At 72.4% G+C, this 27,000-nt stretch carries 6 protein-coding genes; all 6 read right to left on the bottom strand.

Annotated features, from left to right (window positions below):
* Window positions 1-57: 57 nt before the first annotated feature.
* The 6 genes from H1D33_RS05885 to H1D33_RS05870 are packed head-to-tail and all read right to left on the bottom strand — an operon-like array spanning window position 58 to window position 26,908.
* Window positions 58-11,136, bottom strand: a complete 11,079-nt coding sequence (locus H1D33_RS05885; RefSeq protein ID WP_307755358.1) for a non-ribosomal peptide synthetase — start codon at window positions 11,134-11,136, stop codon at window positions 58-60.
* On the bottom strand, window positions 11,133-14,906 hold the full coding sequence (locus H1D33_RS05880; protein WP_307755357.1) for a non-ribosomal peptide synthetase: 3,774 nt from the start codon (window positions 14,904-14,906) through the stop codon (window positions 11,133-11,135). The genes H1D33_RS05885 and H1D33_RS05880 overlap by 4 nt, the downstream gene beginning before the upstream one ends.
* 2 nt (window positions 14,907-14,908) lie before the next feature.
* Window positions 14,909-15,379 (bottom strand): AMP-binding protein, encoded by a 471-nt coding sequence (locus H1D33_RS30270; protein WP_414685532.1) that lies wholly within the window; start codon window positions 15,377-15,379, stop codon window positions 14,909-14,911.
* A gap of 32 nt (window positions 15,380-15,411) precedes the next feature.
* Complete coding sequence (locus H1D33_RS30265; protein ID WP_414685531.1) at window positions 15,412-15,594, bottom strand: hypothetical protein; 183 nt, start codon at window positions 15,592-15,594, stop codon at window positions 15,412-15,414.
* 23 nt (window positions 15,595-15,617) lie between these two features.
* Window positions 15,618-25,448, bottom strand: a complete 9,831-nt coding sequence (locus H1D33_RS05875; RefSeq protein WP_307755422.1) for a non-ribosomal peptide synthetase — start codon at window positions 25,446-25,448, stop codon at window positions 15,618-15,620.
* Window positions 25,427-26,908: a condensation domain-containing protein gene (locus tag H1D33_RS05870; RefSeq protein WP_181569036.1), complete on the bottom strand. Its 1,482-nt coding sequence runs from the start codon at window positions 26,906-26,908 to the stop codon at window positions 25,427-25,429. Before H1D33_RS05870 ends, H1D33_RS05875 begins: the two co-directional genes overlap by 22 nt.
* Window positions 26,909-27,000: the final 92 nt, after the last annotated feature.

Here is a 27,000-nt window from a genome sequence, read left to right as displayed (position 1 = left end):
AAACCCGCATGCGAACACGCCACCCCTTCGGCACCCCCGTCGAACCCGACGTATAAATCACATACGCCAAAGACAACGGCAACACCACCACACCCGGATCCCCACCCCCACCACATCCAACCCCGCCATAACCGACTCATCCACCACCAACACCGCACCAGAATCCGCCACCATGAACTCCCGCCGCGCCACCGGCAACCCCGGATCCACCGGCACAAAACCCGCACCCGCCTTCCACACCCCCACCATCGCCACCACCACATCCACCCCACGCGGCAAACACACCCCCACCACCGAATCCACACCCACACCCACCGACACCAAAAAATTCGCCACCCGATTCGACAACACATCCAACTCCACAAACGACAACACCACCCCACCACACACCACCGCCGGCGCATCCGGCGTCAACCCCACCCACACCCGAAAACCATCCAGCACCGAACCCCAACCCACGTCCGTCACCGGACCCGAGGCGAAGCGCACGAGACGCCCGTACTCCTCGTCCGGCAGGACCGGCGCCGCCGCGACGCGGAGGCCGGGCTCCGCGACCAGCGCCTCCAGCAGCCGCACCCAGCGGGCGGCCAGCGCCACCACCGACTCGGTGTCGAACAGGTCCGCCGCACCGGTCAGCGATCCGCGCAGGCCGGCGGGACGCCCCTCGTCGTCGAACGCCTCGCCGATGTTGAGTTCGAGGTCGAACTTGGCGACCACGTCCGTGCGGGCGGCGGCCGGGGTGGCCGGGCCGCCCAGGGCGGAGCGACGCCGGCCCGGCAGGTTCTGCAGGGTGCACATGACCTGGAACAGCGGATGCCGGGCCGCCGAACGCACCGGCGCCAACTCCTCCACCAGCCGCTCGAACGGCACGTCCTGATGCTCCAACGCGTCCAACCCACGCTCACGGACCCGACCCAGCAGCTCCCGGAACGACGGATCCCCCGTCAGGTCCGCACGCACCACAAGCGTGTTGACGAAGAAACCGATGACGTCGTCCAACGCCTCGTCGTCACGCCCGGCCACGGCGGTGCCGAGCGGGATGTCGTCGCCCGCGCCGTGGCGGGACAGCAGCACCGCCAGGGCCGCCTGCACCACCATGGACACGGTGACCCCCTCGGCGCGGGCCAGGTCCAGGACGGCCCGGTGCGTCCGCGCCGGGAGTTCGAGCGGGGTGGCGACGCCGCGATGGGTCGGGACGGCCGGCCGGGGCCGATCGGCGGGCAGGACGGTCTCCTCCGGCGCGCCGGCGAGGGCGTCACGCCAGTACGCGATCTGCCGCGCCAGCAGGCTGTCCGGGTCGTTCTCGTCGCCCAGCACCCGACGCTGCCACACCGCGAAGTCCGCGTACTGCACGCGCAGCGGCGTCCAGTCCGGGGCGGCGCCGGCGGCTCGTGCCTCGTACGCGTGCAGCAGGTCGCGGACGAGCATCCCGACGGACCAGCCGTCCGAGGCGATGTGGTGCACCACCATCACCAGCGCCGGACCGTCGGCGTCCTCGGACAGCCAGGCCCGGAACGGCACCTGCGCGCCGAGGTCGAAGTCGCCCTCGACCGGCGACCAGCCGAGCCGCCAGCCCACCTCGGCCGCCGGAAGCACCCGCTGGTACGGCTGCCTCTCCTCCACCGGGAACACCGACCGCAGCACCTCGTGCCGGTCCAGCACGTCGCGCACCGCCACCTCCAGCGCCGACTCGTCGAAGCTGGACGGGAGGCCGACGCGTACCGGGATGGTGTACAGGCCGCCGGCGCCCTCCCACCGCGACAGGAACCACAGGCGCTGCTGACCGTAGGACAGCGGCACCCGGTCCGGTCGGGTCACCTCGGTGAGGCTCACCGCCGGCGTGTCCGCGGCGGGCCCGATCAGCCGGGCCAGGCGGGCGGGCGTCGGCGCGGCGAAGACCACGCGCACCGGGGGCCGTACGCCGAAGACGCGGGCGATCCGCGCCACCAGCCGCACCGCCAGCAGCGAGTGTCCGCCCAGGGCGAAGAAGTCGTCGTCGACGCCGAGGTCGTCCACCCCGAGCACCTCGGCGAAGATCGCGCAGAGCAGTTCCTCGCGCACGTCGGCGGGAGCCCGCCCGGTGGTCACCGTCGCCGGAGCCGGCAGGGCGCGGACGTCCACCTTGCCGTTGGCGTTCAGCGGCAGTGCGGCCAGCTCGACGACCGCCGACGGCACCATGTAGTCGGGCAGCCGCTCGCCCACGAACCCCGGGAGACCGTCGAGCAGCCCGTCGGCGACGACGTAGGCCACCAACCGCTCGTCGCGAACGACCACCACGGCCTGCCGCACGGCCGGATGCTGAAGCACCACCGCCCGCACCTCGCCCGGCTCCACCCGAAAGCCCCGGATCTTCACCTGCTCGTCGGCCCGACCGGCGAACACCAGATCACCACCGCCGGTCCACCGGGCCCGGTCCCCGGTGCGGTAGAGCCGCTCACCGGTGCCGAGCGGCGACGCGACGAACCGTTGCGCGGTCAGCGCCACGCGACCCGGATAGCCGCGAGCCACCTGCACACCGCCGACATACACCTCACCGACCACGCCCACCGGCACCGGCTGCAACCACTCGTCCAGCACCAGCACCGAGGTGTTCGCCACCGGGGCGCCCATCGGCACCGGCCCGGCGCCGCCGTCGACCTCACCGGCGGTCACCATCACCGACGCCTCGGTCGGCCCGTACGTGTTCACCAGCCGCCGCCCCCGCGACCACACCCGCGCGGTCCGCTCCGACACCGCCGACGCGCCCACCAGCACGGTGTCGGTCTCCGCCATCTCCTCCGGCGCCACGACCTCCAACAGGGACGGCACCACGCTCGCCGAGTCGACGGCCAACCCGGCCAGCAGCCGGGGGTCACCACGCTGCTCCTCGGTGGCGATCACCAACGTCGCCCCGGACACCAGCGCCATCCCGACGTCCAACACCGACGCGTCGAAGCCGAACGAGGCGAACTGCAGCACCCGCCGACCGACCGCCGCACCCACCACCGGCGCGAAGACGGACACCACATTCCACAGGCCGGCGTGGGTGCACGCGACGCCCTTGGGCACACCGGTCGACCCGGAGGTGTAGATGACGTAGGCGACCGACAGCGGCAGCACCGGCGCCGGCGGGGCGACGTCGGCGGCCGAGTCGCTCGCGGCCAGCACACCCTCGTCGACCACCGTGGAGGCGCCCGAGTCGGCCAGGATGAAGTCCCGCCGGGCCGGCGGCAGAGCCGGATCCACGGGCACGAAACCCGCGCCGGCCTTCCACACGCCCACCATCGCCGCGACCACGTCCACGCCCCGCGGCAGGCAGATGCCCACCACGGCGTCGCGGCGTACCCCGGTCGCCCTCAGGTGGGCGGCGATCCGGCTCGCGCGCTCGTCCAGGTCGGCGTAGGTGAGCGTGGTGCCGTCGCACACCACCGCCGGCGCCTCCGGGGTGGTCCGGGCCCGGTCCTGGAAGCGCTCCAGCACGCTGCCCGCGCCGAAGTCCTCGGCCGGGCCCGACGCGAAGCCGCCCAGCCGGGCCCGCTCGTCGTCGAGGACGACGTCCACGACCCGTACCGGTGCCTGCGGCACGGCCGTGACCTGCTCGACCACCCGCACCCACCGCGCGGCGAGACCGCGCACGGAGGTCTCGTCGAACAGATCCGCCGCGCCGACCAGCACGCCGTGCATGCCCGCGGGCCGCCCCTGCTCGTCGAACCACTCGCCGGCGGTCAGCTCCAGGTCGAAGCGGGCGGTGCTCTGCGCGGGCACCGGCGGCGGGGTCCCCGGGCGGGCGGCACCGGGCTGTTCGAGGTTCTGCAGGGTGACCATGACCTGCGCGAGTGGCGGGCGGGCGAGCGAACGGGCCGGGGCCAGCTCCTCGACCAGCCGCTCGAACGGCACGTCCTGATGCTCCAGGGCGTCCAGACCACGCTCACGAACCCGACGCAGCACCTCCTGGAACGTCGGGTCGCCGGTCAGGTCGGTGCGGATCACCAACGTGTTGACGAAGAAACCGACCACGTCGTCCAACGCCTCGTCACCACGCCCGGCCACCGCCGAGCCGATCGGAATGTCAGCGCCCGCACCCAACCGCGACAGCAACACCGCCAGAGCCGCCTGCACCACCATGAACACCGTGACGCCCTCCGCCCGGGCGAGGGCGCTCAGGCGGGCGTGGGTCTCCGCCGGTACGGCGAACCCGGCGGCCACGCCCCGGTGGCTGGGCAGCGGCGGGCGCGGCCGGTCGAACGGCAGCGGCAGCTCCTCCGGTACGCCGCTGAGCTGGGCACGCCAGAAGTCGATCTGCCGGGCGATCAGGCTGTCCGGATCGGCCTCGTCGCCCAGCACGGCGCGCTGCCACAGCGCGAAGTCGGCGTACTGCACGGGCAGGGGCGCCCAGTCCGGCGCCGAGCCGGCGCGTCGGGCCTCGTACGCCGCGAGGACGTCGCGGCGCAGCGGCGCGAGGGACCAGCCGTCCGTGGCGATGTGGTGCAGCACCACGACCAGCCGGCGCTCGTCGGGGCCGGTGCGCAGCAGCGCGGCCCGCACCGGCACCTCGTTCGCCAGGTCGAACGGCCGGCGCACCCGCTCGGCGACGGCCTGCGCCGGATCGCCCGGCACGTCGGCTACCTCCAGCCGCCAGTCCAGCTCGGACATGGGGAGGATCCGCTGGTACGGCTCGCCGTCGACGGCGGGGAACAGCGTCCGCAGCACCTCGTGCCGCGCCAGCACGTCGCGCAGCGCGAGGGCCAGCGCCGCCTCGTCCACGTCCGCGCTGAAGCGGGCGACGACCGAGCTGTTGTAGGTGGCGTCGTGGTCGAGCTGGGCGAGGAACCACAGCCGCTGCTGGCCGTACGAGAGGGGGATCCGGTCCGGGCGCGGCGCGGCGACGAGGGCGGGACGCGTGGGCCGGCCGGCGTCCTCGGGCAGCAGATCCGCCAGCCCGGCGGGGGTCGGGTGCTGGAACAGCTCGCGGATCTCCAGGTCGACGCCGAGCAGCGCGCGGATCCGCGCCAGCAGCCGGACGGCCAGCAGCGAGTGGCCGCCGAGCTGGAAGAAGTCGTCGTCGACGCCGACCGTGCCGACACCGAGCGTGTCGGCGAAGGCCTCGCAGAGCAGGGCCTCGCGCGGATTCACCGGCGCGCGGTGAACGCCGCCCGCGGTTTCGCGCTCCGGGGCCGGCAGCGCCCTGCGGTCCACCTTGCCGTTGGCGGTCAGCGGCAGCCGCTCCAGCACCACCACGGTGGAGGGCACCATGTACTCGGGCAGCCGGCCGGCGATGAACCGCTGGACCTGCCCGCCGCCGGTCTCCTCGTCGGCGACCACGTAGGCCACCAGGCGCTCGTCGCGCACGACGACGACGGCCTGGGTCACCGCGGGGTGGGCCAGCGCCGCGGCCTCCACCTCGCCCGGCTCGATGCGGTAGCCGCGGACCTTGACCTGGTCGTCGGCGCGGCCGGTGAAGACGAGCTGCCCGCCGTGCGTCCAGCGGGCCCGGTCGCCGGTGCGGTACATCCGCGCGCCGTCGCCGGACGGGTCGGCGACGAACCGTTCCGCGGTCAGGCCGGGGCGCCCCGCGTACCCGCGGGCGAGCTGCGCGCCGGCGATGTAGAGCTCACCGTTCACCCCGACGGGCACCGGCCGGCACCGCTCGTCGAGCACGTAGAGGCGGGTGTTGGCCGTGGGCCGGCCGATCGGGACCACCGCACCGGGGTCGTCGCCGGCGCGGACCTCGTACGTGCAGCAGCCGACCACCGTCTCGGTCGGGCCGTACTCGTTGACGACGACCGAGCCGGGCGCCCGGGCGAGCCAGTCCCGCACCTCGGCGCCGGGCAACTGCTCGCCGCCGACGACGAACCGCCGGGCCACGGTGGCGTGCTGCTCGGGCGGCACCAGCGCGCCCAGCAGCGGCAGGTGCGCCGGGACGACCTTGACCAGCCCGAAGCCGCCGGACGTCCGGACCAGGTCGGCGAGGCCTTCGGCGCCGCCGGTCGGGCTGACCGTCACCGCGGAACCCGTGATCAGCGGCAGGAACAGGCTGGTCACGGTGAGGTCGAACGCCAGGGACGAGTGCAGCGGCGCCCCGCCCGCCGCGCCGTCGGCGTAGTCCCGGCGGGCCCAGGTCAGATAGTTGGCCAGTCCGGCGTGCGTGACGGCGACGCCCTTGGGCCGGCCGGTCGAGCCGGAGGTGTACATCACGTAAGCCAGGGCGTCACCGGCCGGCGCGGCGGCGGGGGCGGTGTCCGGCGCCAGGCTCAGTGCCGTCACGGTGAGCGCGTCGTCGATCGCCAGCACCGGCAGCCCGCCGACGGACAGCTCGTCGAGCGTGTCCTCGGTGCCGACCAGCACGACGGCGTTGCTGTCGGCCAGCACGAATCCGGCCCTTTCGGCGGGCTGGTGGATGTCGATCGGCAGGTATGCGGCGCCGGCCTTCCACACGCCCAGCAGCACCGGCACCAGGTCCGCCGACGGCGGCAGCGCCACCGCGACGACCCTCTCCGGTCCGGCGCCGTGCTGCCGCAGGACGTGCGCCAGCCGGTTCGCCCGCGCGTCGAGGTCACGGTACGACAGCCGCAGCCCCTCGCACACGACGGCGGTCGCCTCGGGTCGCCGCGTCACCTGCTCGGCGATGAGCGGCAGGATCGACGGCGCGACACCGGTCAGCGTGGTCTCGTTCCACTCCCGCAGCATCCGGCGCTCGTCGTCGCCGGGCACGTCGATCTCGTACGGCCGTAGCTGCGGCACCGCGGTGACCTGACGCAGCACCCGCACCAGCCGGGCCGTCACCGCCTCGGCCGTGGCCTGCTCGAACAGGTCCGCGGCCAGGACCACCGAGCCGCGCAGTCCGCCCGGCCGGCCGTCGGCGTCGTAGGCCTCGCTGACCGTCACCTCGATGTCGAACTTCGAGGAGACCGGTTGCCGCGCGGCGGGCGCGGCCGGACGGCGGCGGGGATCGGCCAGGCTCGTGCGCTGGTTCTGCACGGTGAGCATGACCTGCGCCAGCGGTGGGCGGGCCAGCGAGCGGGCCGGCGCCAGCTCCTCGACCAGCCGTTCGAACGGCACGTCCTGGTGCGCGAACGCGGCCAGGCTGCGCTCGCGGACCCGGCCCAGCACCTCCTGGAACGTCGGGTCGCCGGTCAGGTCGGTGCGGATCACCAGCGTGTTGACGAAGAAGCCGACGAGATCGTCGAGCGATTCGTCGGTACGCCCGGCCACCGCCGACCCGATCGGGATGTCGGTGCCGGCGCCCAGTCGCGACAGCAGCACCGCCAGCGCGGCCTGCACGACCATGTAGACGGTCGCGCCCTCGTCCTGCGCGACCCGCAGCACCGCCGCGTGCAGCTCGGCCGGCACGTCGAGGACGACGCGGTGCCCGCGGTGGCTCGTGACGGCCGGCCGCGGACGGTCGACGGGCAGCTCCAGTTCCTCGGGTACCCCGGCGAGCGCCTCCCGCCAGTAGCCCAGTTGGCGGGCGATGCGGCTGCCGGGGTCGCTCTCCTCGCCGAGCAGCTCACGTTGCCACAGCGCGTAGTCGGCGTACTGGACCGGCAGCGGCGTCCACCGCGGCGCGTGCCCGGCCTCGCGCGCGGCCAGCGCCTCGGTCAGGTCCCGCGCGAGGGGGCTCATCGACCATCCGTCGCTGGCGATGTGGTGCAGCACGACGACGAGCAGCACCACACCGTCGGGCCCGCGCAGCAGCTCGGCCCGGAAGGGAATGTCCCGGCTCAGGTCGAAGACCCGCTGCGTGCACTCCGCGACCGCCGCGGCCAGGTCACCCTCGACGGTCACCACCGTGAGCCGCCAGTCCAGCTCGGCGGTGCTCAGGATCCGCTGGTACGGCTCCCCGTCGATCGTCGGGAACACGGTCCGCAACGCCTCGTGGCGGGCCAGCACGTCGCCGAGCGCGGCGCCGAGCACCTCGACATCGACGTCGGACGGCATGGTGACGACGTGCGGCGAGTTGTAGGAGCTGTCCGCGTCGAGCTGGGCCAGGAACCACAGCCGCTGCTGGGCGTGCGACAGCGGGATCCGTTCGGGGCGTTCGCCGGCGATCAGGGCGGGTCGTGCCGCCGTCTCGGTGTCGGCCAGGTGCGCGGCGATCCCGGCGGGGGTGGGCTGCTCGAACAGGGTCCGGATCTCCAACTCGGCGCCGAGGACCACCCGCACCCGAGAGATCAACCTCACCGCCAGCAGGGAGTGCCCACCCAGGGCGAAGAAGTCGTCATCCACCCCGACCGTGTCGACACCGAGCACGTGCGCGAACGCGTCACACAGCGCCTGCTCCCGCTCGTTGGCCGGCTCCCGGCTCGACCCACCGGCATACTCCGGCGCCGGCAACCCCTTCCGATCCAACTTGCCGTTACCGGTCAACGGCAGCTCGGTCAGGGACACGAACGCCGACGGCACCATGTGCTCCGGCAGCCGCCCGGCCACAAACTCCCGTAGCCCGTCCACCGGACCGTCCGCCACCACATACGCCACCAGACGCCTGTCCCCCGGCTGATCCTCACGGGCGACCACCACCGCCCGCTCAACCACCGGATACGCCCCGACGACGGCCTGGACCTCACCCGGCTCGACCCGATAACCACGAATCTTCACCTGATCATCAGCGCGACCGGCGAACTCCACCACCCCGTCGGCGGTCCACCGCACCCGATCCCCGGTCCGATACCACCGCACCCCACCCGCGCCGGCAACGAACCGCGCCGCGGTCAAACCCGGCCGACCGGCGTAGCCCCGCGCGACCTGCGGGCCACTCACATACAACTCGCCGACCACACCCACCGGGACGGGTTGCAACCACTCGTCCCACACCACCACCCGCATATTCGGCACCGGCAACCCCAACACCCCACCCGAACCGGTCATCGGACCGGTCAGCACACCGATCGTGGTCTCCGTCGGGCCATAGTGGTTGAACACCGGCCGACCCACCGACACCACCGCATCCACCAACTGCGGCGCCGCCGCCTCACCACCGAGCACCAGTGACCCCGACGGCAGCACCGCCTCCACCCCACCGGCGGCTAGGGCAGCCAGGTGCGACGGGACGGCCTTCACATGCTCGATCTCGTGCTCACGCCAATACCCCGCCACCGCCGCCGGATCCACCACCATGTCCGCGTCCAGCACGTGCAGACAGCCGCCCGTGGCGAGACTGGTGAAGATCGTCGTGTTACCCAGATCCGTCACCTGCGCCTGCAACAAGCCGTAACGCGCACCCGGCGCACCCCACCCGAGACGCCGAGGCACCGCCGCCACGTAGTTCGCTAGACCCCGCTGCGTGACACCGACACCCTTCGGACGCCCCGTCGACCCCGACGTGTAGATCACGTAAGCCAAAGCGTCCAACGGCACGTCTACACCCGGCGCCTCGTCGGGCATGACGCCCAGCAGCGGATCGTCCACCGACACCGTCCGCATACCGGCGGGCAGATCACCCAACACCTCGTCCGTCCCGACAAGCACGGACACCCGCGCGTCGGTGAACATGAACGCCAGCCGATCCGTCGGCAAGCCCACGTCCACCGGTAGGTAGGCGCCGCCGGCCTTCCACACCGCCACCATCCCCACAACCATGTCCACACCACCCGGCAGGGCCAGACCCACCACCGAATCCACACCCACACCGTTGGCCCGCAACACCCGAGCCAGACGATTCGCCCGCGCATCCACCTGCGCGAACGTCAACGACACACCACCACCCACCACCGCCGGCGCACCCGGACACGCCGCCACCTGCCGCTCGAACAACGACACCACCGACACATCCACACCCAACAGGACCTCACCCACACCGGCCGACACCAGCCGCGCCAGATCCTCCTCACCCGACACCGCAACGGCACGCACCAACACCGACGGATCCGCCGCCACCTGCTCCAACACCCGCACCCACCCGGCCGACAACCGCCGCACCGAACCCGCATCGAACAGGTCCGCCGACACGATCACGGCGCCCTGGAGACCTGCCGGCCGCCCGCGTCCGTCGACGCTCTCCTTGGCGATGACCTCGACGTCGAACTTGGACGCCGTGGTCGACGGGCCGCTGCCGGTCCGCTCGGCGCGGGATGCGTCCTCCACGGCCGCCGCTCCGAAGTTCTGCAGGCTCAGCATGACCTGGAACAGCGGGTGCCGGCTGAGCCTGCGCGTCGGGGCCAGTTCCTCGACGATCCGGTCGAACGGCACGTCCTGGTGGTCGAAGGCGGTCAGGCTGCGGTCCCGGACGCGGCGGACCGCGTCGCGGAACGTGGGGTCGCCGCTCAGGTCGGTGCGGATGACGAGCGTGTTGATGAAGAAGCCGACGAGGTCGTTGAGGCTCTCGTCGGTGCGCCCGGCCACCGACGAGCCGACCGGGATGTCGGTGCCCGCGCCGACCCGGGACAGCAGGACCGCCAGGGCCGCCTGCAACACCATGAACAGCGTGGCGCCCTCGGCGCGGGCCAGCTCGACGAGCCGGGCGTGCACGTCGGCCGGCACGGTGAAGTCGGTGGCGTGGCCCTGGTTGCCGGCCACCGCGGGCCGGGGATGGTCGTAGGGCAGGTCGAGTTCGTCGGGGATCCCGTCGAGGGCCTGTCGCCAGTAGCCGAGCTGCTCGGCGGCGACGCTGGCCGGGTCGGCCTCGTCGCCGAGCAGTTCGCGTTGCCACAGGGCGTAGTCGGCGTACTGGACCGGCAGCGGCGCCCAGTCGGGGGCCCGTCCGGCGCTGCGGGCGGCGTACGCGGTGTGGACGTCGCGCCGCAGCACGCCCACCGACCAGCCGTCGGCGGCGATGTGGTGCACGACGAGGACGAGCACCCGGTCGGGGCCGGAGGTCAGCAGCGACGCGCGGATCGGCACGTCGCGGGCGAGGTCGAAGGGCAGCCGTACCCGGTCGGCGACGGCCTGCGCCGGGTCACCGGTCACCTCGGCGACCTCGAGGCGCCAGTCGAGGTCGGCCGGCGGCAGCACCTGCTGGTGTGGTTCGCCTTCGGCGGTCGGGAAGACGGTCCGGAGCACCTCGTGGCGTCCGAGCACGTCGCGCAGGGCCGCGGTGAGCGTGGCCGGGTCGGTCCCGGCGGGCAGCCGCAGCACGACCGGCAGGTGGTAGGTGGCGTCGTCGGGGTCGACCTGAGCCAGGAACCAGAGCCGGCGCTGCGCGAACGACAACGGAATCATCGGGCTTCCTCCCCGCGCATCGGGCGCAGTGCGGGCCGGTTCGGCCGCTGGGACGGTTGGGTCTGCAGGTGGGCGGCCAGGCCGGCCGGGGTGGGGTGCTGGAAGACCGTGCGGATCCGCACCTCGGTGTGCAGGGCCGCCCGGATCCGCGAGATCAGGCGCACCGCGAGCAGCGAGTGCCCGCCGAGGTCGAAGAAGTCGTCGTCGGCGCCGACATCGGCGAGGCCGAGAACGTCGGCGAACGCCCGGCACAGCGCGTCCTCGCGTTCGTCGGCCGGGGCCCGTCCGCGGCCGGCGGCCGGATGGTCGGGCCGGGGCAGCGCGTGCTGGTCCAGCTTGCCGTTCGCGGTGAGCGGGAAGTGGTCCACCACGGCCACCGCGGCGGGCACCATGTAGCCGGGCAGGAGCTGTCCGACGTGCCGGCGCAGGTCGTCGACCGGGCCGTCGGCGATGAGGTACGCGACCAGCCGGGGGTCGCCGGGTACGTCCTCGCGGGCGACGACCACCGCGTCGCGCACGGCGGGGTGGGTCAGGACGGCCGCGCGCACCTCGCCGGGCTCGATCCGGAAGCCTCGAATCTTCACCTGGTCGTCGGCTCGGCCGAGGAACTCGAGCGTCCCGTCGGCGGTCCACCGGGCCAGGTCGCCGGTGCGGTACACGCGCTGCCCGGGCTCGTACGGCGACGCCACGAACCGGTGCGCGGTGAGTCCCGCCCGGCCGAGGTAGCCCTGGGCGAGGCCGGCCCCGCCGACGTAGAGCTCACCGGTGACGCCGGCCGGGACGGGCTGCAGGGTGTCGTCGAGCAGATAGGTGCGCCACCCGGGCAGCGCGCGCCCGACGAGGCTGCCGTCGGCGGTCGCCACCAGCGCCGCGTCGAGCGCCGCGTGGGTGACGTGCACGGTGGTCTCGGTGATCCCGTACATGTTCACCAGTTGCGGGCCGTCCGGGAACGCGGCGTACCAGTCCCGCAGCCGGGACAGGTCGAGCGCCTCGCCGCCGAACACCACGTAGCGCAGCGTCAGCCGCGCGCGGGTGTCGTCGTCGAGCGCCGCCTGCAACTGGGCGAAGGCCGAGGGTGTCTGGCTCAGCACGGTCACCCGCTGCCGCGCCAGCACGTCGAGGAACTCGTTCGGCGAGCGGGTCACCTCGTACGGCACCACCACGAGCCGGCCGCCGGTCAGCAGCGCGCCCCACATCTCCCACACGGAGAAGTCGAAGGCGAAGGAGTGGAAGCACGTCCACACGTCGTCGGGACCCACCTCGAAGCGTTGCCGCGCGGCCGCCAGCAGGTCCATCACGCTGCGGTGGGTCACCACGCACCCCTTGGGCGCGCCGGTCGAGCCAGACGTGTAGATCACGTACGCCGGTTGGTCCGGCAGTACCGGGCCGCCGCGTTCGGCGTCGGTCAGCGGCGAGCCGTCGGGGTGGGCCACGGCGGGGTCGAGCGCCGGCACACCGGGGAAGTCGCCGGCGCCGACAACGCACACCGCGCCGGCGTCGGCCACCATGTAGGCCGCCCGGCCCGCCGGCTGCTGGGGGTCGATCGGCAGGTACACCGCGCCGGCCTTGACCACACCCAGCAGCGAGGCCACGACGTCCACTCCGCGGTCCAGCAGCACGGCCACCACGGCACCCCGGGTCACTCCGTGCGCCAGCAGGGACCGGGCGATCCGGTTCGCCCGGTCGTCCAGCTCGCGGTAGGTGACGCTGTGCGGGCCGGCCGACACCGCGACCGCGTCCGGCGTCGCGGCGACCCGCGCCTGGAACGCTCCGGCCAGGGACTCGACCGCGACGGGCACCTCGCCCTCGGTGCCGCGGTCCAGCAGCGACTTGCGGGCGGTCTCGTCGAGCACCTGTACGGCCGTCAGCGCCCGCTCGGGCGTCGAGGCCAGCGCCTCGGTCAGGTCCGCGACCGCGGTGAGCAGCAGGTCGCCCAGTTCGCCGGGGTCCGCCGGGGCGACCGCGTCGACGCTCACCGCGAAGCCATCGCCCTGGTCGTCGACCGAGACGCTGACCGGGTAGCTCTGCCGCTCGCGCGTGCGGACCGTGCGCACGCCGAGCGACTCGTCCTGCCGCTGCTCGGTGCGGGTCCGCCGGCTGCTGTGCCGGTAGTTGAACAGCGAGGTGAACAGCGGGCTGTCCGCCGGCACTCCGCTCGCCTGCCCGGCGAGGGCCAGGGTGGCCTGCTCGTGGTCCATCAGCGCGATCAGCTGGGCGCGCATGACCTCCACGGCGTCGCGCACGCTGAGTTCGCCGGTGCGTAGCCGGGCGGGCAGGGTGTTGATGAACAGGCCCAGGGCCCGGCCGGCGTCCGCGCCGGCGGTCATGCGGCCCAGCAGCACGGTGCCGAAGACGACGTCGTCGCGGCCGGAGACCACGGCCAGGACCCGGGCCCAGGCGACGTGCCAGACGGTCGCCGGGCTGGTGCCGGCCTGCCGGGCGACGTCCCGGATGCGGGCGGCTACGGCGCCTTCGACGGTGAGCCGGCTCTGCCGGGTGCCGCTGCCGTCGCCGTGGACGTCCATCAGCCCGTACGGGGCGGTGGGTTCGGTCACGTCGCCCAGCAGTTCGGCGAAGAACTCCTGGTGCGCGCCGTCGTCCCGGCGGGCCCGGGCGACGAAGGAGCGGTAGGGCACCGGGGGCGGGAGCTGGCCGCCACGGCCGGCCATGATCTCGCGGATCTCGTGCAGCGCCTTGTCCATGCCGGTGTGGTCCTGCACCAGGTGGTGCATGCGCAGCAGGGCCAGCCGGCGTCCACCGCCGCCGGGCACCTCGGCGATGTGCAGGTCCAGCAGGGGTGGCCGGTCCAGGCTCATGGTCATGCCGACCTGCGCGACGAGCCGGTCGGCCGGGTCGGCGGGGCCCGGTTCCAGGTCGACGGCGGTGACGGGCAGGGTCGCCTCGCGCCACACCACCTGGATCGGGTGGGGCACGCCGTCCCAGAGCACCGCGGTCCGGTAGACGTCGTGGCGGGTGACGACCTGGTGCAGGGCCGCGGCGAAGGCGTCGAGCCGCTCGGCGTCGTCGAACTCCAGCACGACCGCGGTGACGTACGCGTCGTCGGCCCCGGCGTCGGCCATGAGGTGGTGGAAGAGCATGCCCTCCTGCAGGGGCGCCAGCGGGTAGACGTCGGCGACGTTGGCCGCGCCACCGTCCACGGTGTCCACCACGACGTCGATCTCCGCCGGGGACAGCGTGACCAGCGGCAGCATGTCCGGGGTGAGGGTCCGTGCGCCGGCCGGGATGCGGGCGTCCGGGACCTCGACGGCGTCCGGTTCGGCGGCGGCAGCCAGGCCGGCTGGGGTCGGCGTCCGGAACAGCGATCGTACGGAGGCGTCGAGGCCCCGGTCGCGTAGCTGGTCGATGAGCCGGACGGCGAGCAGGGAGTGCCCGCCGAGGGCGAAGAAGTCGTCGTCCACGCCGACCGTGTCCACGCCGAGCACCTGGGCGAAGACCGCGCAGACGGTTTCCTCCCGGAAGTCCGCCGGCGGGCGCGAGACGGAGCCGGTGAGCGCCGGTTCGGGGAGTGCGGTGGTGTCGACCTTGCCGTTGGCGTTCAACGGCAACGCCGCCAACTCCACCACCACCGACGGCACCATGTAATCCGGCAACCGCTCACCCACGAACGCCCGCAACCCCCGCACCGAACCATCCGCCACCACATACGCCACCAACCCCTGCCCCCGCGCCACCACCACCGCCTGCCGCACCCCCGCAAACCGCAACACCACCGCCCGCACCTCACCCAACTCCACCCGAAAACCCCGCACCTTCACCTGCTCATCCACCCGCCCCGCGAACACCAACTCCCCACCCACAGACCACCGCGCCCGATCCCCGTCCGATACAACCGCTCACCCACCCCAAACGGCGACGCCACAAACCGCTGCGCCGTCAACCCCACCCGCCCCGCATAACCCCGAGCCACCTGCACACCACCCACATAAACCTCACCCACCACCCCCACCGGAACAGGCCGCAAACCCTCATCCAAAACCCACACCGAACAATTCGCCAACGGCCCACCCATCGACACCCCACGACCCGCCACCACCACACCACACGACACAATCACCGAACACTCCGTCGGCCCATACGCATTCGACAACACCCGACCACCCGCCCACGCCCACGCCGTCGCCTCACCAATCGCCGACGACCCCACCACCACATCCCGCCAATGAGCAAAACCCCGGATCCAACACCTCCAACAACGACGGCACCACACTCGCCGCCCCCACATCCAACCCCGCCAAACCCACCGGATCCCGCCGCTCATCCTCCGACGCCACCACCAACCGAACACCCCCGACAACGCCACCCCCACATCCAACACCGACGCATCAAAACTAAACGACACAAACTGCAACAACCCCCACCCCCACCCACCAACCGCGGCCCCAACACCGACACCACATTCACCAAACCCGCATGCGAACACGCCACCCCCTTCGGCACCCCCGTCGAACCCGACGTATAAATCACATACGCCAAAGACAACGGCAACACCACCACACCCGGATCCCCACCCCCACCACATCCAACCCCGCCATAACCGACTCATCCACCACCAACACCGCACCAGAATCCGCCACCATGAACTCCCGCCGCGCCACCGGCAACCCCGGATCCACCGGCACAAAACCCGCACCCGCCTTCCACACCCCCACCATCGCCACCACCACATCCACCCCACGCGGCAAACACACCCCCACCACCGAATCCACACCCACACCCACCGACACCAAAAAATTCGCCACCCGATTCGACAACACATCCAACTCCACAAACGACAACACCACCCCACCACACACCACCGCCGGCGCATCCGGCGTCAACCCCACCCACACCCGAAAACCATCCAGCACCGAACCCGGGACGTCGTCACGCCGCGGACCGTGGGCGAACGCCGCCAGTCGATCGCGCTCCTCGTCCAGTACGACGTCCACCGCCCGTACCGGCAGGTGCGGGGTGGCCGTCACCTGGTCGACCACCCGCATCCAGCGATCGGCGAGCGCCCGTACCGTCGGGTTGTCGAAGAGATCCGCCGAGCCGGTGAGGACCCCCGGCATGCCCGCCGGCCGCCCGGTCTCGTCGAAGGTCTCCCCGATGTGGAGTTCGAGGTCGAACTTGGCCGCCGACGTGCCGGCGCCGGCCGGCTCGTCGCCGGGCAGCAGGCGGACCGTCGAGTCGCCGCGCTCCGGGCGTCCGGCGCTCTGCAGGGTGCACATGACCTGGAACAGCGGATGCCGGGCCGCCGAACGCACCGGCGCCAACTCCTCCACCAGCCGCTCGAACGGCACGTCCTGATGCTCCAACGCGTCCAACCCACGCTCACGGACCCGACCCAACAGCTCCCGGAACGACGGGTTACCGCTGAGGTCGGTGCGGATCACCAGCGTGTTGACGAAGAAACCGACCACGTCGTCCAACGCCTCGTCACCACGCCCGGCCACCGCCGAGCCGAGCGGGATGTCGTCGCCCGCGCCCAGCCGCGACAGCAGCACCGCCAGAGCCGCCTGCACCACCATGAACACCGTGACGCCCTCGGCCCGGGCGAGAGCGGCCAGGCGTTCGTGCGTCTGAGCCGGCAGGTCGAACCGGATCCGGTGACCGCGATGGCTGGGGGTCGCCGGTCGGGGCGTGGTGGCCGGCAGCACGAGTTCCTCGGGCAGCCCGGCGAGGGCGTCACGCCAGTACGCGATCTGCCGCGCCAGCGCGCTGTCCGGGTCGTTCTCGTCGCCCAGCACCCGACGCTGCCACACCGCGAAGTCGGCGTACTGCACCGGAAGCGGCTGCCAGTCCGGGGCCGTGCCGGCGGTCCGCGCCTCGTACGCGAGCAGCAGGTCCCGCACCAGCAACCCGGCCGACCAGCCGTCGGACGCGATGTGGTGCACCACCATCACCAGCACCGGGCCGTCGTCGCCCTCGGACAGCCACGCCCGGAACGGCACGTCCACGTCGAGGTCGAAGTCGCCGGTCATCGGCGTGCCGCCCAACCGCCACCCCACCTCGGACACCGGCAGCACCCGCTGGTACGGCTGCCCGTCCTCCACCGGGAACACCGACCGCAGCACCTCGTGCCGCGCCAGCACGTCCCGGACGGCCGCCTCCAGCGCGTCGAGGTCCACGTCACGGGGCAGCGCGACGCGCAACGGGATCGAGTACAGGTCGCCGACGCCCTCCCACCGGGACAGGAACCACAGCCGCTGCTGACCGAACGACAGCGGCACCCGGGCCGGACGGTCCACGGCGGACAACGCGGGGACGTCACCGCTGCCGGGCGTACGCGTCAGCAGCCGCACCAGACCCGCGGGCGTCGGCGTCTCGAACACGGTGCGCACGGCCAGGCGTACGCCGAAGACGCGGGCGATCCGCGCCACCAGCCGCACCGCCAGCAGCGAGTGCCCGCCCCGGGCGAAGAAGTCGTCGTCCGGGTTCACGGCGGCCACGCCCAGCACCTCGGCGAAGACCCCGCACAGCAGTTCCTCGCGGGGGTCCGTGGCGACCCGGCCGGTGGACACGTGCTCCGGGTCCGGCAGCGCGTGGGTGTCGACCTTGCCGTTGGCGTTCAGCGGCAGCGCGGCCAGCTCGACGACCGCCGACGGCACCATGTAGTCGGGCAGCCGCTCGCCCACGAACGCGCGCAGCCCGTCGACCGTGCCGTCGGCGACGACGTAGGCCACCAACCGCTCGTCGCGGACGACCACCACGGCCTGCCGCACGGCCGGATGCTGAAGCACCACCGCCCGCACCTCACCCGGCTCCACCCGGAAACCCCGGATCTTCACCTGCTCGTCGGCCCGACCGGCGAACACCAACTCACCGCCACCGGTCCAACGAGCCCGGTCCCCCGTGCGGTAGAGCCGCTCGCCGGGGTGGAACGGTGACGCGACGAACCGTTGCGCGGTCAGCGCCGTACGGCCGGGATAGCCGCGGGCCACCTGCGGGCCCCCGATGTAGAGCTCGCCGGTCACGCCCGCCGGGACGGGCCGCAGCCACTCGTCGAGCACCAGCACCGAGGTGTTGGCGATCGGAGCGCCCATCGGGACCGGTCCGGTGTCGCCGTCGACGTCACCGGCGGTCACCATCACCGACGCCTCGGTCGGCCCGTACGTGTTCACCAGCCGCCGCCCCCGCGACCACACCCGCGCGGTCCGCTCCGACACGGCGGAGGCGCCCACCAGCACGGTGTCCGTGCGCGCCAGCTCGTCCGGCGTGATCGCCTCGAGCAGGGACGGCACCACGCTCGCCGAGTCGACGGCCAACCCGGCCAGCAGCCGGGGGTCACCACGCTGCTCCTCGGTGGCGATCACCAACGTCGCCCCGGACACCAGCGCCATCCCGACGTCCAACACCGACGCGTCGAAGCTGAACGAGGCGAACTGGAGGACGCGGCGACCCACGTCCGACCGCACCACGGGCGCGAGCGCCGAGACGACGTTCCAGAGGCCGGCGTGCGTGCAGGCGACGCCCTTGGGCACCCCGGTGGAGCCGGAGGTGTAGATGACGTATGCCAGGGACAGCGGCAGCACCGGCACGTCCGGCGCCGCGTCGTCGGCGCCGGACGCCTCGGCGAGGACCCGCTCGTCCACGACCGTCGCCGCGCCCGAGTCGGTGAGCATGAACTCGCGCCGCGTCCGGGGCAGCCCCGGATCCACCGGTACGAACCCGGCGCCCGCCTTCCACACGCCCACCATCGCCGCCACCACGTCCACCCCGCGCGGCAGGCAGATGCCCACCACCGCGTCGGCGCCGACACCCGCGGCGCGCAGGTGGTTCGCGACCTGGTTCGCGCGCGCGTCCAACGCGGCGTACGACAGCGTCACCCCGTCGCACACCACCGCCGGCGCGTCCGGGTTCGTCCGGGCCCGGTCCTGGAACCGCTCCAGCACGCTGCCCGGACCGAAGTCCCGCACCGGCCCCGACGCGAACCCGCTGAGCCGATCGGTCTCGTCGTCGAACAGCACCGGCACCGAGCTGACCCGCTCGCCCGGCCGGGTGACGACCGCCCGGAGCAGCCGCGCCCAGCGGGCGGCGAGCGCCGTCACCGCCGGCCGGTCGAACAGATCCGCCGACCCGGTCAGCGAGCCGCGCAGCCCGCGGGGCCGCCCGTCGTCGTCCAGCACCTCGCCCACGGTCAGGTCGAGGTCGAATCGGGAGGCCGCGGTGAGTGACCCGCGGTAGTCCTCCGGCGAGCTGATCCGCGCCCGCGACAGGCCCGGTTCGGCGTCGCCGACGTCCTGGACCGCGCACATCACCTGGAACAGCGGGTGGCGTGCCACCGAACGCACCGGGGCCAGCTCCTCGACCAGCCGCTCGAACGGCACGTCCTGATGCTCCAGGGCGTCCAGGCCACGCTCACGAACCCGACGCAGCACCTCGTGGAACGTCGGATCACCGCCGAGATCGGTACGGATCACCAACGTGTTGACGAAGAAACCGACCACGTCGTCCAACGCCTCGTCACCACGCCCGGCCACCGCCGAGCCGATCGGAATGTCAGCGCCCGCACCCAACCGCGACAGCAACACCGCCAGCGCCGCCTGCACCACCATGAACACCGTGACCCCTTCGGTACGGGCGAGATCACGCACGGCCCGGTGCACGTCGGCGGGCACTTCGATGGCCACGCTCTCGCCCCGGTGGCCCGGCACGGCCGGCCGGGGGCGCACGGTCGGAAGGGTCAACTCCTCGGGTAGGCCCGCGAGCGCGTCCCGCCAGTAGGCGACCTGCCGGGCGATCACGCTGCCCGGGTCGTCGACGCGGCCGAGCTGCTCGCGCTGCCAGACGGCATAGTCGGCGTACTGGACGGCCAGCGGCGCGGTCTCCGGCGCCACCCCGTCCCGGCGCGCGGCCAGCGCCGTGGTGAGGTCACGGATGAGGATGCGCTTCGACCAGCCGTCGCCGGCGATGTGGTGCATCACCAGCAGCAGCAACGCCTCCTCGCCCTCGTCGGCGGGCAGCAGGCTCGCCCGGAACGGCACCTCGGTCGCGAGGTCGAAGGGCCGCCGGGCCCGCTCGGCGACGGCCTCGGCCCGGTCGGGCTCGCCGTCCACCACGTCGAGCTGCCAGCCGAGTTCCGTGACGGGAAGGATCTTCTGGTACGGCTCGCCGTCGGCCGACGGGAACACGGTCCGCAGCACCTCGTGGCGCTCCAGCAGATCGAGCAGGCTCTCCTGCAGCGCGGCGGGCTCGGTCCCGGCCGGCAGCCGCAGGACGAGCGGGACGTTGTAGGTGGGGCTCGGTCCCTCCAACTGGGCGAGGAACCACAGCCGCTGCTGGGCGTAGGAGAGCGGGATTCGTTCGGGGCGTTCGCCGGCGATCAGGGCGGGTCGTGCCGTCGCGTCGGTGAGGTGCGCGGCGAGGCCGGCGGGGGTGGGCTGCTCGAACAGGGTCCGGATCTCCAACTCCGCGCCGAGGACCACCCGCACCCGAGAGATCAACCTCACCGCCAGCAGCGAATGCCCACCCAGAGCGAAGAAGTCGTCATCCACCCCGACCGAATCGACACCGAGCACATGCGCGAACGCCTGACACAACAACTCCTCGCGCGCGTTGGCCGGCTCCCGACGAGGACCCGACGCATACTCCGGCGCCGGCAACCCCTTCCGGTCGAGTTTGCCGTTACCCGTCAGCGGCAGCTCGGTCAGGGACACGAACGCCGACGGCACCATGTGCTCCGGCAGCCGCCCGGCCACAAACTCCCGTAGCCCGTCCACCAGACCGTCCGCCACCACATACGCCACCAGACGCCTGTCCCCCGGCTGATCCTCACGGGCGACCACCACCGCCCGCTCAACCACCGGATACGCCCCGACGACGGCCTGGACCTCACCCGGCTCCACCCGATAGCCACGAATCTTCACCTGATCATCAGCACGACCGGCGAACTCCACCACCCCGTCGGCGGTCCACCGCACCCGATCCCCGGTCCGATACCACCGATGTCCACCCGACCCGGCAACAAACCGCGCCGCGGTCAAACCCGGCCGCCCGGCATAACCCCGCGCGACCTGCGGACCACTCACATACAACTCACCGACCACACCCACCGGAACGGGTTGCAACCACTCGTCCCACACCGCCACCCGCATATTCGGCACCGGCAACCCCAACACCCCACCCGAACCGGTCATCGGGCCGGTCAGCACACCGATCGTGGTCTCCGTCGGGCCGTAGTGGTTGAACACCGGCCGACCCACCGACGCCACCGCATCGATCAGCGACTCCGGCGCCGCCTCACCACCCAAAACCAGCGACCCCGACGGCAGCACCGCCTCCACCCCACCGTCACCGGCGGCGAGCGCCGCCAGGTGCGACGGGACGGCCTTCACATGCTCGATCCCATGCTCACGCCAATACCCCGCCACCGCCGCCGGGTCCACCACCATGTCCGCATCCAGCACGTGCAGACACCCGCCCGTGGCCAAGCTGGTGAAGATCGTCGTGTTACCCAGATCCGTCACCTGCGCCTGCAACAAGCCGTAACGAGCACCGGGCGCACCCCACCCCAACCGCTGCGGCACCCCCGCCACATAGTTCGCCACACCCCGCTGCGTGACACCCACACCCTTCGGACGGCCCGTCGACCCCGACGTATAGATCACATACGCCAAAGCATCCAGGGGCACCTGAACACCCGGCGCCTCGTCCGGCATGACCTCCAGCAGCGGATCGTCCAACGACACCGTCCGCATCCCAGCCGGCAGATCACCCAACACCTCATCCGTACCCACCAACACCGACACCCGCGCATCGGTGAACATGAACGCCAGCCGATCCGTCGGCAGCGACACATCCACCGGCAGGTAGGCGCCGCCGGCCTTCCACACCGCCACCATCCCCACAACCATGTCCACACCACCGGGCAGCGCCAGACCCACCACCGAATCCACACCCACACCGTTGGCCCGCAACACCCGCGCCAAACGATTCGCCCGCGCATCCACCTGCGCAAACGTCAACGACACACCACCACCCACCACCGCCGGCGCATCAGGACACGCCGCCACCCGCCGCTCGAACAACGACACCACCGACACATCCACACCCGACAAAACCTCACCCACACCCGCCGACACCAGCCGCGCCCGCTCCCCCTCACCCGCCACCGCAACCGACCGCACCAACACCGATGGATCCGCCGCCACCTGCTCCAGCACCCGCACCCAACGCCGCCCGATCGCCTCCGCCGTACCCCGATCGAAGAGATCCGCGGCGGCGGCGATCGCGCCGCGCAGGCCCGCCGGCCGGCCGTCGTCGTCGCGCAGCTCGCCGACCATCACATCCAGGTCGAACTTGGCCCATCGGCGATCCGCGCGCACCGCCTCGGCCGTGACGCCGGGCAGGTCGAGCACCGCGTCGACGGTGTTCTGCATGGTGAGGATGACCTGGAAGAGCGGGTGCCGGGCCAGGGAACGCGCCGGCGCCAACTCCTCGACCAGCCGCTCGAACGGCAGGTCCTGATGCGCGAGCGCCTCGAGGCTGCGGTCGCGGACCCGGGCGAGCACGTCGCGGAACGTCGGGTCGCCGGACAGGTCGGTCCGGATCACCAGCGTGTTGACGAAGCCGCCGACGAGGTCGTCCAGGTTCTCGTCGGTACGCCCCGCCACCGCGGAGCCGATCGGGATGTCGGTGCCGGCGCCCAGCCGGGACAGCAGCACGGCGAGCGTGCCTCGCAGCAGCATGAAGAGTGTGACGCCCTCGGCCCGGGCGACGTCGGTGAGCGCCTGGTGCAGGGCGGGATTGACCTGTAGCGGCACGCTGTGGGCGGTGTGCGTCGGGACGGCGGGCCGCGTCCGGTCGTAGGGCAGGGCCAACTCGTCCGGTACGCCGTCCAGCGCCTCCCGCCAGTAGCCGAGTTGCCGCGCGCTGACGCTGTCCGGGTCGTCGGCGGCGCCGAGCAGGTCGCGCTGCCACAGCGCGAAGTCGGCGTACTGCACGGGAAGCGCGGTCCACTCCGGTTCCGTGCCCGCCAGCCGAGCGCGGTACGCGACGGAGAGGTCCTTGGCCAGCGGACCCATCGACCAGCCGTCCGCCGCGGCGTGGTGCAGCACCAGCACGAGTAGCTGGCGCCCCGCCGGCCCGCGCAGCAGCCCGGCCCGGAACGGGATGTCCACCGTCAGGTCGAACACGTGCCGCGCCCACTCGGCCGCCGTCGCGAACTCGTCCGTCGACGCCCCGTCGAGCTCCACGATGTCGAGCCGCCGCCCGATCTCCGGGACCGCGACGATCTTCTGGTACGGCTCGCCGTCCGCCGACGGGAACACCGTCCGCAACGCCTCGTGGCGCGCCAGCACGTCGCCGAGCGCGGCGTCCAGCGCCTCGTCGTTGACGTCGCCGGTCAGCTCCAGCACCACCGGCAGGTTGTACGTGGCGCTCGGCCCTTCCATCTGGGCCAGGAACCACAGCCGCCGTTGGGCGTAGGAGAGCGGGATTCGTTCGGGGCGTTCGCCGGCGATCAGGGCGGGTCGTGCCGCCGTCTCGGTGTCGGCCAGGTGCGCGGCGATCCCGGCGGGGGTGGGCTGTTCGAACAGGGTGCGGATCTCCAACTCGGCGCCGAGGACCACCCGCACCCGAGAGATCAACCTCACCGCCAGCAGCGAATGCCCACCCAGCGCGAAGAAGTCGTCGTCCACCCCGACCGAATCGACACCGAGCACGTGCGCGAACGCCTGACACAACAACTCCTCGCGCGCGTTGGCCGGCTCCCGACGAGGACCCGACGCATACTCCGGCGCCGGCAACGCCCTCCGATCCAACTTGCCGTTACCGGTCAGCGGCAGCTCGGTCAGGGACACGAACGCCGAGGGCACCATGTGCTCCGGCAGCCGCGCCGCCACAAACTCGCGTAGCCCGTCCACCGGACCGTCCGCCACCACATACGCCACCAGACGCCTGTCCCCCGGCTGATCCTCACGGGCGACCACCACCGCCCGCTCAACCACCGGGTGCGCCGCCACGACGGCCTGGACCTCACCCGGCTCCACCCGGTAGCCCCGGATCTTGACCTGATCATCGGCGCGACCGGCGAACTCCAGAACCCCGTCGGCGGTCCACCGCACCCGATCCCCGGTCCGATACCACCGCACCCCACCCGACCCGGCAACAAACCGCTGCGCGGTCAAACCCGGCCGACCGGCGTAGCCCCGCGCGACCTGCGGACCACTCACATACAACTCACCGACCACACCCACCGGAACGGGTTGCAACCACTCGTCCCACACCGCCACCCGCATATTCGGCACCGGCAACCCCAACACCGCACCCGAACCAGCCGCCACACCGACCCGACCGGCCCGATCCGCCGACCCCGCCACCACCCCGGACGACCCCGCCATCGGGCCGGACGACCCCGCCATCGCGCCGGACGAATCCGCCATCGCGCCGGACGACCCCGCCATCGCGCCGACCGAATCCGGGACCGACCCGACCGTGGCAGTAACCGACCCGGCCGAACCGGTGATCGGGCCGGTCAGGACGCCGATCGTGGTCTCCGTCGGCCCGTAGTGGTTGAACACCGGCCGACCCACCGACGCCACCGCATCCACCAACGAACGCGGCGCCGCCTCACCACCCAAAACCAGTGACCCCGAAGGCAGCACCGCCTCCACCCAGCCGCCGGCGGCGAGCGCCGCCAGGTGCGACGGGACCGCCTTCACATGCTCGATCCCGTGCTCACGCCAATACCCCGCCACCGCCGCCGGATCCACCACCACGTCCGCATCCAGCACGTGCAGACACCCGCCCGTGGCCAGACTCGTGAAGATCGTCGTGTTACCCAGATCCGTCACCTGCGCCTGCAACAAGCCATAACGAGCACCAGGCGCACCCCACCCCAACCGCTGCGGCACCCCCGCCACATAGTTGGCTAGACCTCGCTGGGTGACACCGACACCCTTCGGACGGCCCGTCGACCCCGACGTGTAAATCACATACGCCAGGGCGTCCAACGGCACGACCACACACGGCGCCTCGTCAGGCATGACACCCAACAGCGGATCGTCCACCGACACCGTCCGCATCCCAGCCGGCAGATCACCCAACACCTCATCCGTACCCACCAACACCGACACCCGCGCATCCGCGAACATGAACGCCAACCGATCCGTCGGCAGCGACACATCCACCGGCAGATACGCGCCGCCGGCCTTCCACACCGCCACCATCCCCACAACCATGTCCACACCACCGGGCAGCGCCAGACCCACCACCGAATCCACACCCACACCGTTGGCCTGCAACACCCGAGCCAGACGATTCGCCCGCGCATCGACCTGCGCGAACGTCAGCGACACACCGCCACCCACGACCGCCGGCGCATCAGGGCACGCCGCCACCTGCCGCTCGAACAACGACACCACCGACACATCCACACCCGACAAAACCTCACCCACACCCACCCGAGCCAGGAACTCCCGCTCCTCCACCCCGGCCACCACCACCGACCGCACCAACACCGACGGATCCCCGCCACCTGCGCCAACACCCGCACCCACCCAGCCGACAACCGCCGCACCGAACCCGCATCGAACAGATCCGCCGCCCCGGTCACCGTCCCCCGCAAACCCGCCGCGACACCCGCACCGTCAAACGTCTCCGCCACCATCACGTCCACGTCGAACTTCGCCGCCGGCCGCTCCACCGGCAGAAGCTCCACCTCGACGCCGTCCAGCCGCAGGGCCGACTCACCCATCCCGTGGGTCGTCAGCACCACCTGGAACAGCGGGTGGCGGGCCAGCGACCGCGCCGGCGCCAACTCCTCGACCAGACGCTCGAACGGCACATCCTGATACGACAGCGCTTCGAGGCTGCGCGCACGCACCCGCTGCAACACCTCGCGGAACGTGGGGTCACCGGACAGGTCGGTCCGGATCACCAACGTGTTGACGAAACACCCGACCAGATCATCGAGCGCCTCATCCGTACGCCCCGCCACCGCCGACCCGATCGGCACATCAGTGCCCGCACCCAACCGCGACAGCAACACCGCCAACGCCGCCTGCAACACCATGAACACCGTCACACCCTCGACGCGCGCCAACTCGACCAGCGCCCGGTGCACCCGCCCGTCGAGGTCGAAGCTCTCGGTGCGCCCCTGGTGCGACGGCTTCGCCGGCCGGGCGTGGTCGAACGGGAGCGGCAGTTCGTCCGGCGCCCCGTCCAGGGCCTGCCGCCAGTACGAGAGCTGCCGCGCGCCGACGCTGTCCAGATCGTTGTCGTCGCCCAGCAACTCGCGCTGCCACAGGGCGTAGTCGGCGTACTGCACGGGCAGCGGCGTCCAGCCGGGCGCCGCGCCGGCGCGGCGGGCGGCGTACGCGGTCGCGAGGTCGCGGGCCAGCGGCGCCAGTGACCAGCCGTCGCTGGCGATGTGGTGCATGACGATCACGAGCAGGTGCTCGTCCGGCCCGGTGGCCAGCAGCCACACCCGGATGGGCAGCTCCCGCGAGAGGTCGAAGGCGTGTCGCGCGCGGCGGTCGACGGCGGCGGCGAGTTCGTCCGGTGCCGCCGCGCTCAGATCCTCGACCTCGACGGTCCACTCCAGCTCGGTGGTGCGCCGGATCTGCTGGTACGGCTCCCCGTCGCGGGCCGGGAAAACGGTACGCAGCGCCTCGTGGCGGTCCAGCACGTCCCGGAAGGCGGCGGCGAGGGCCGCCCGGTCCAGCCCGCCGTTGATCCTGGCCACGGCCGAGCTGTTGTACATCGGGTTCGGTCCGTCGAGTTGCGCCAGGAACCACAACCGCCGCTGCGCGAACGACAAGGGAATCATCGAGCGTCCTCCGTACGGGCCGGGCCGCACCGCGGGCCGGGGTTGATCGGGCGGGTCGTCGGCTCCGGCCACTCGGCGAGCCGGCCGGGGTC

This window comes from Micromonospora ferruginea (genome assembly GCF_013694245.2).
Lineage (GTDB): Bacteria > Actinomycetota > Actinomycetes > Mycobacteriales > Micromonosporaceae > Micromonospora > Micromonospora robiginosa.
Note: the sequence above shows the minus strand (reverse complement) of the source record. Positions and strands in the feature narration are given on the sequence as shown.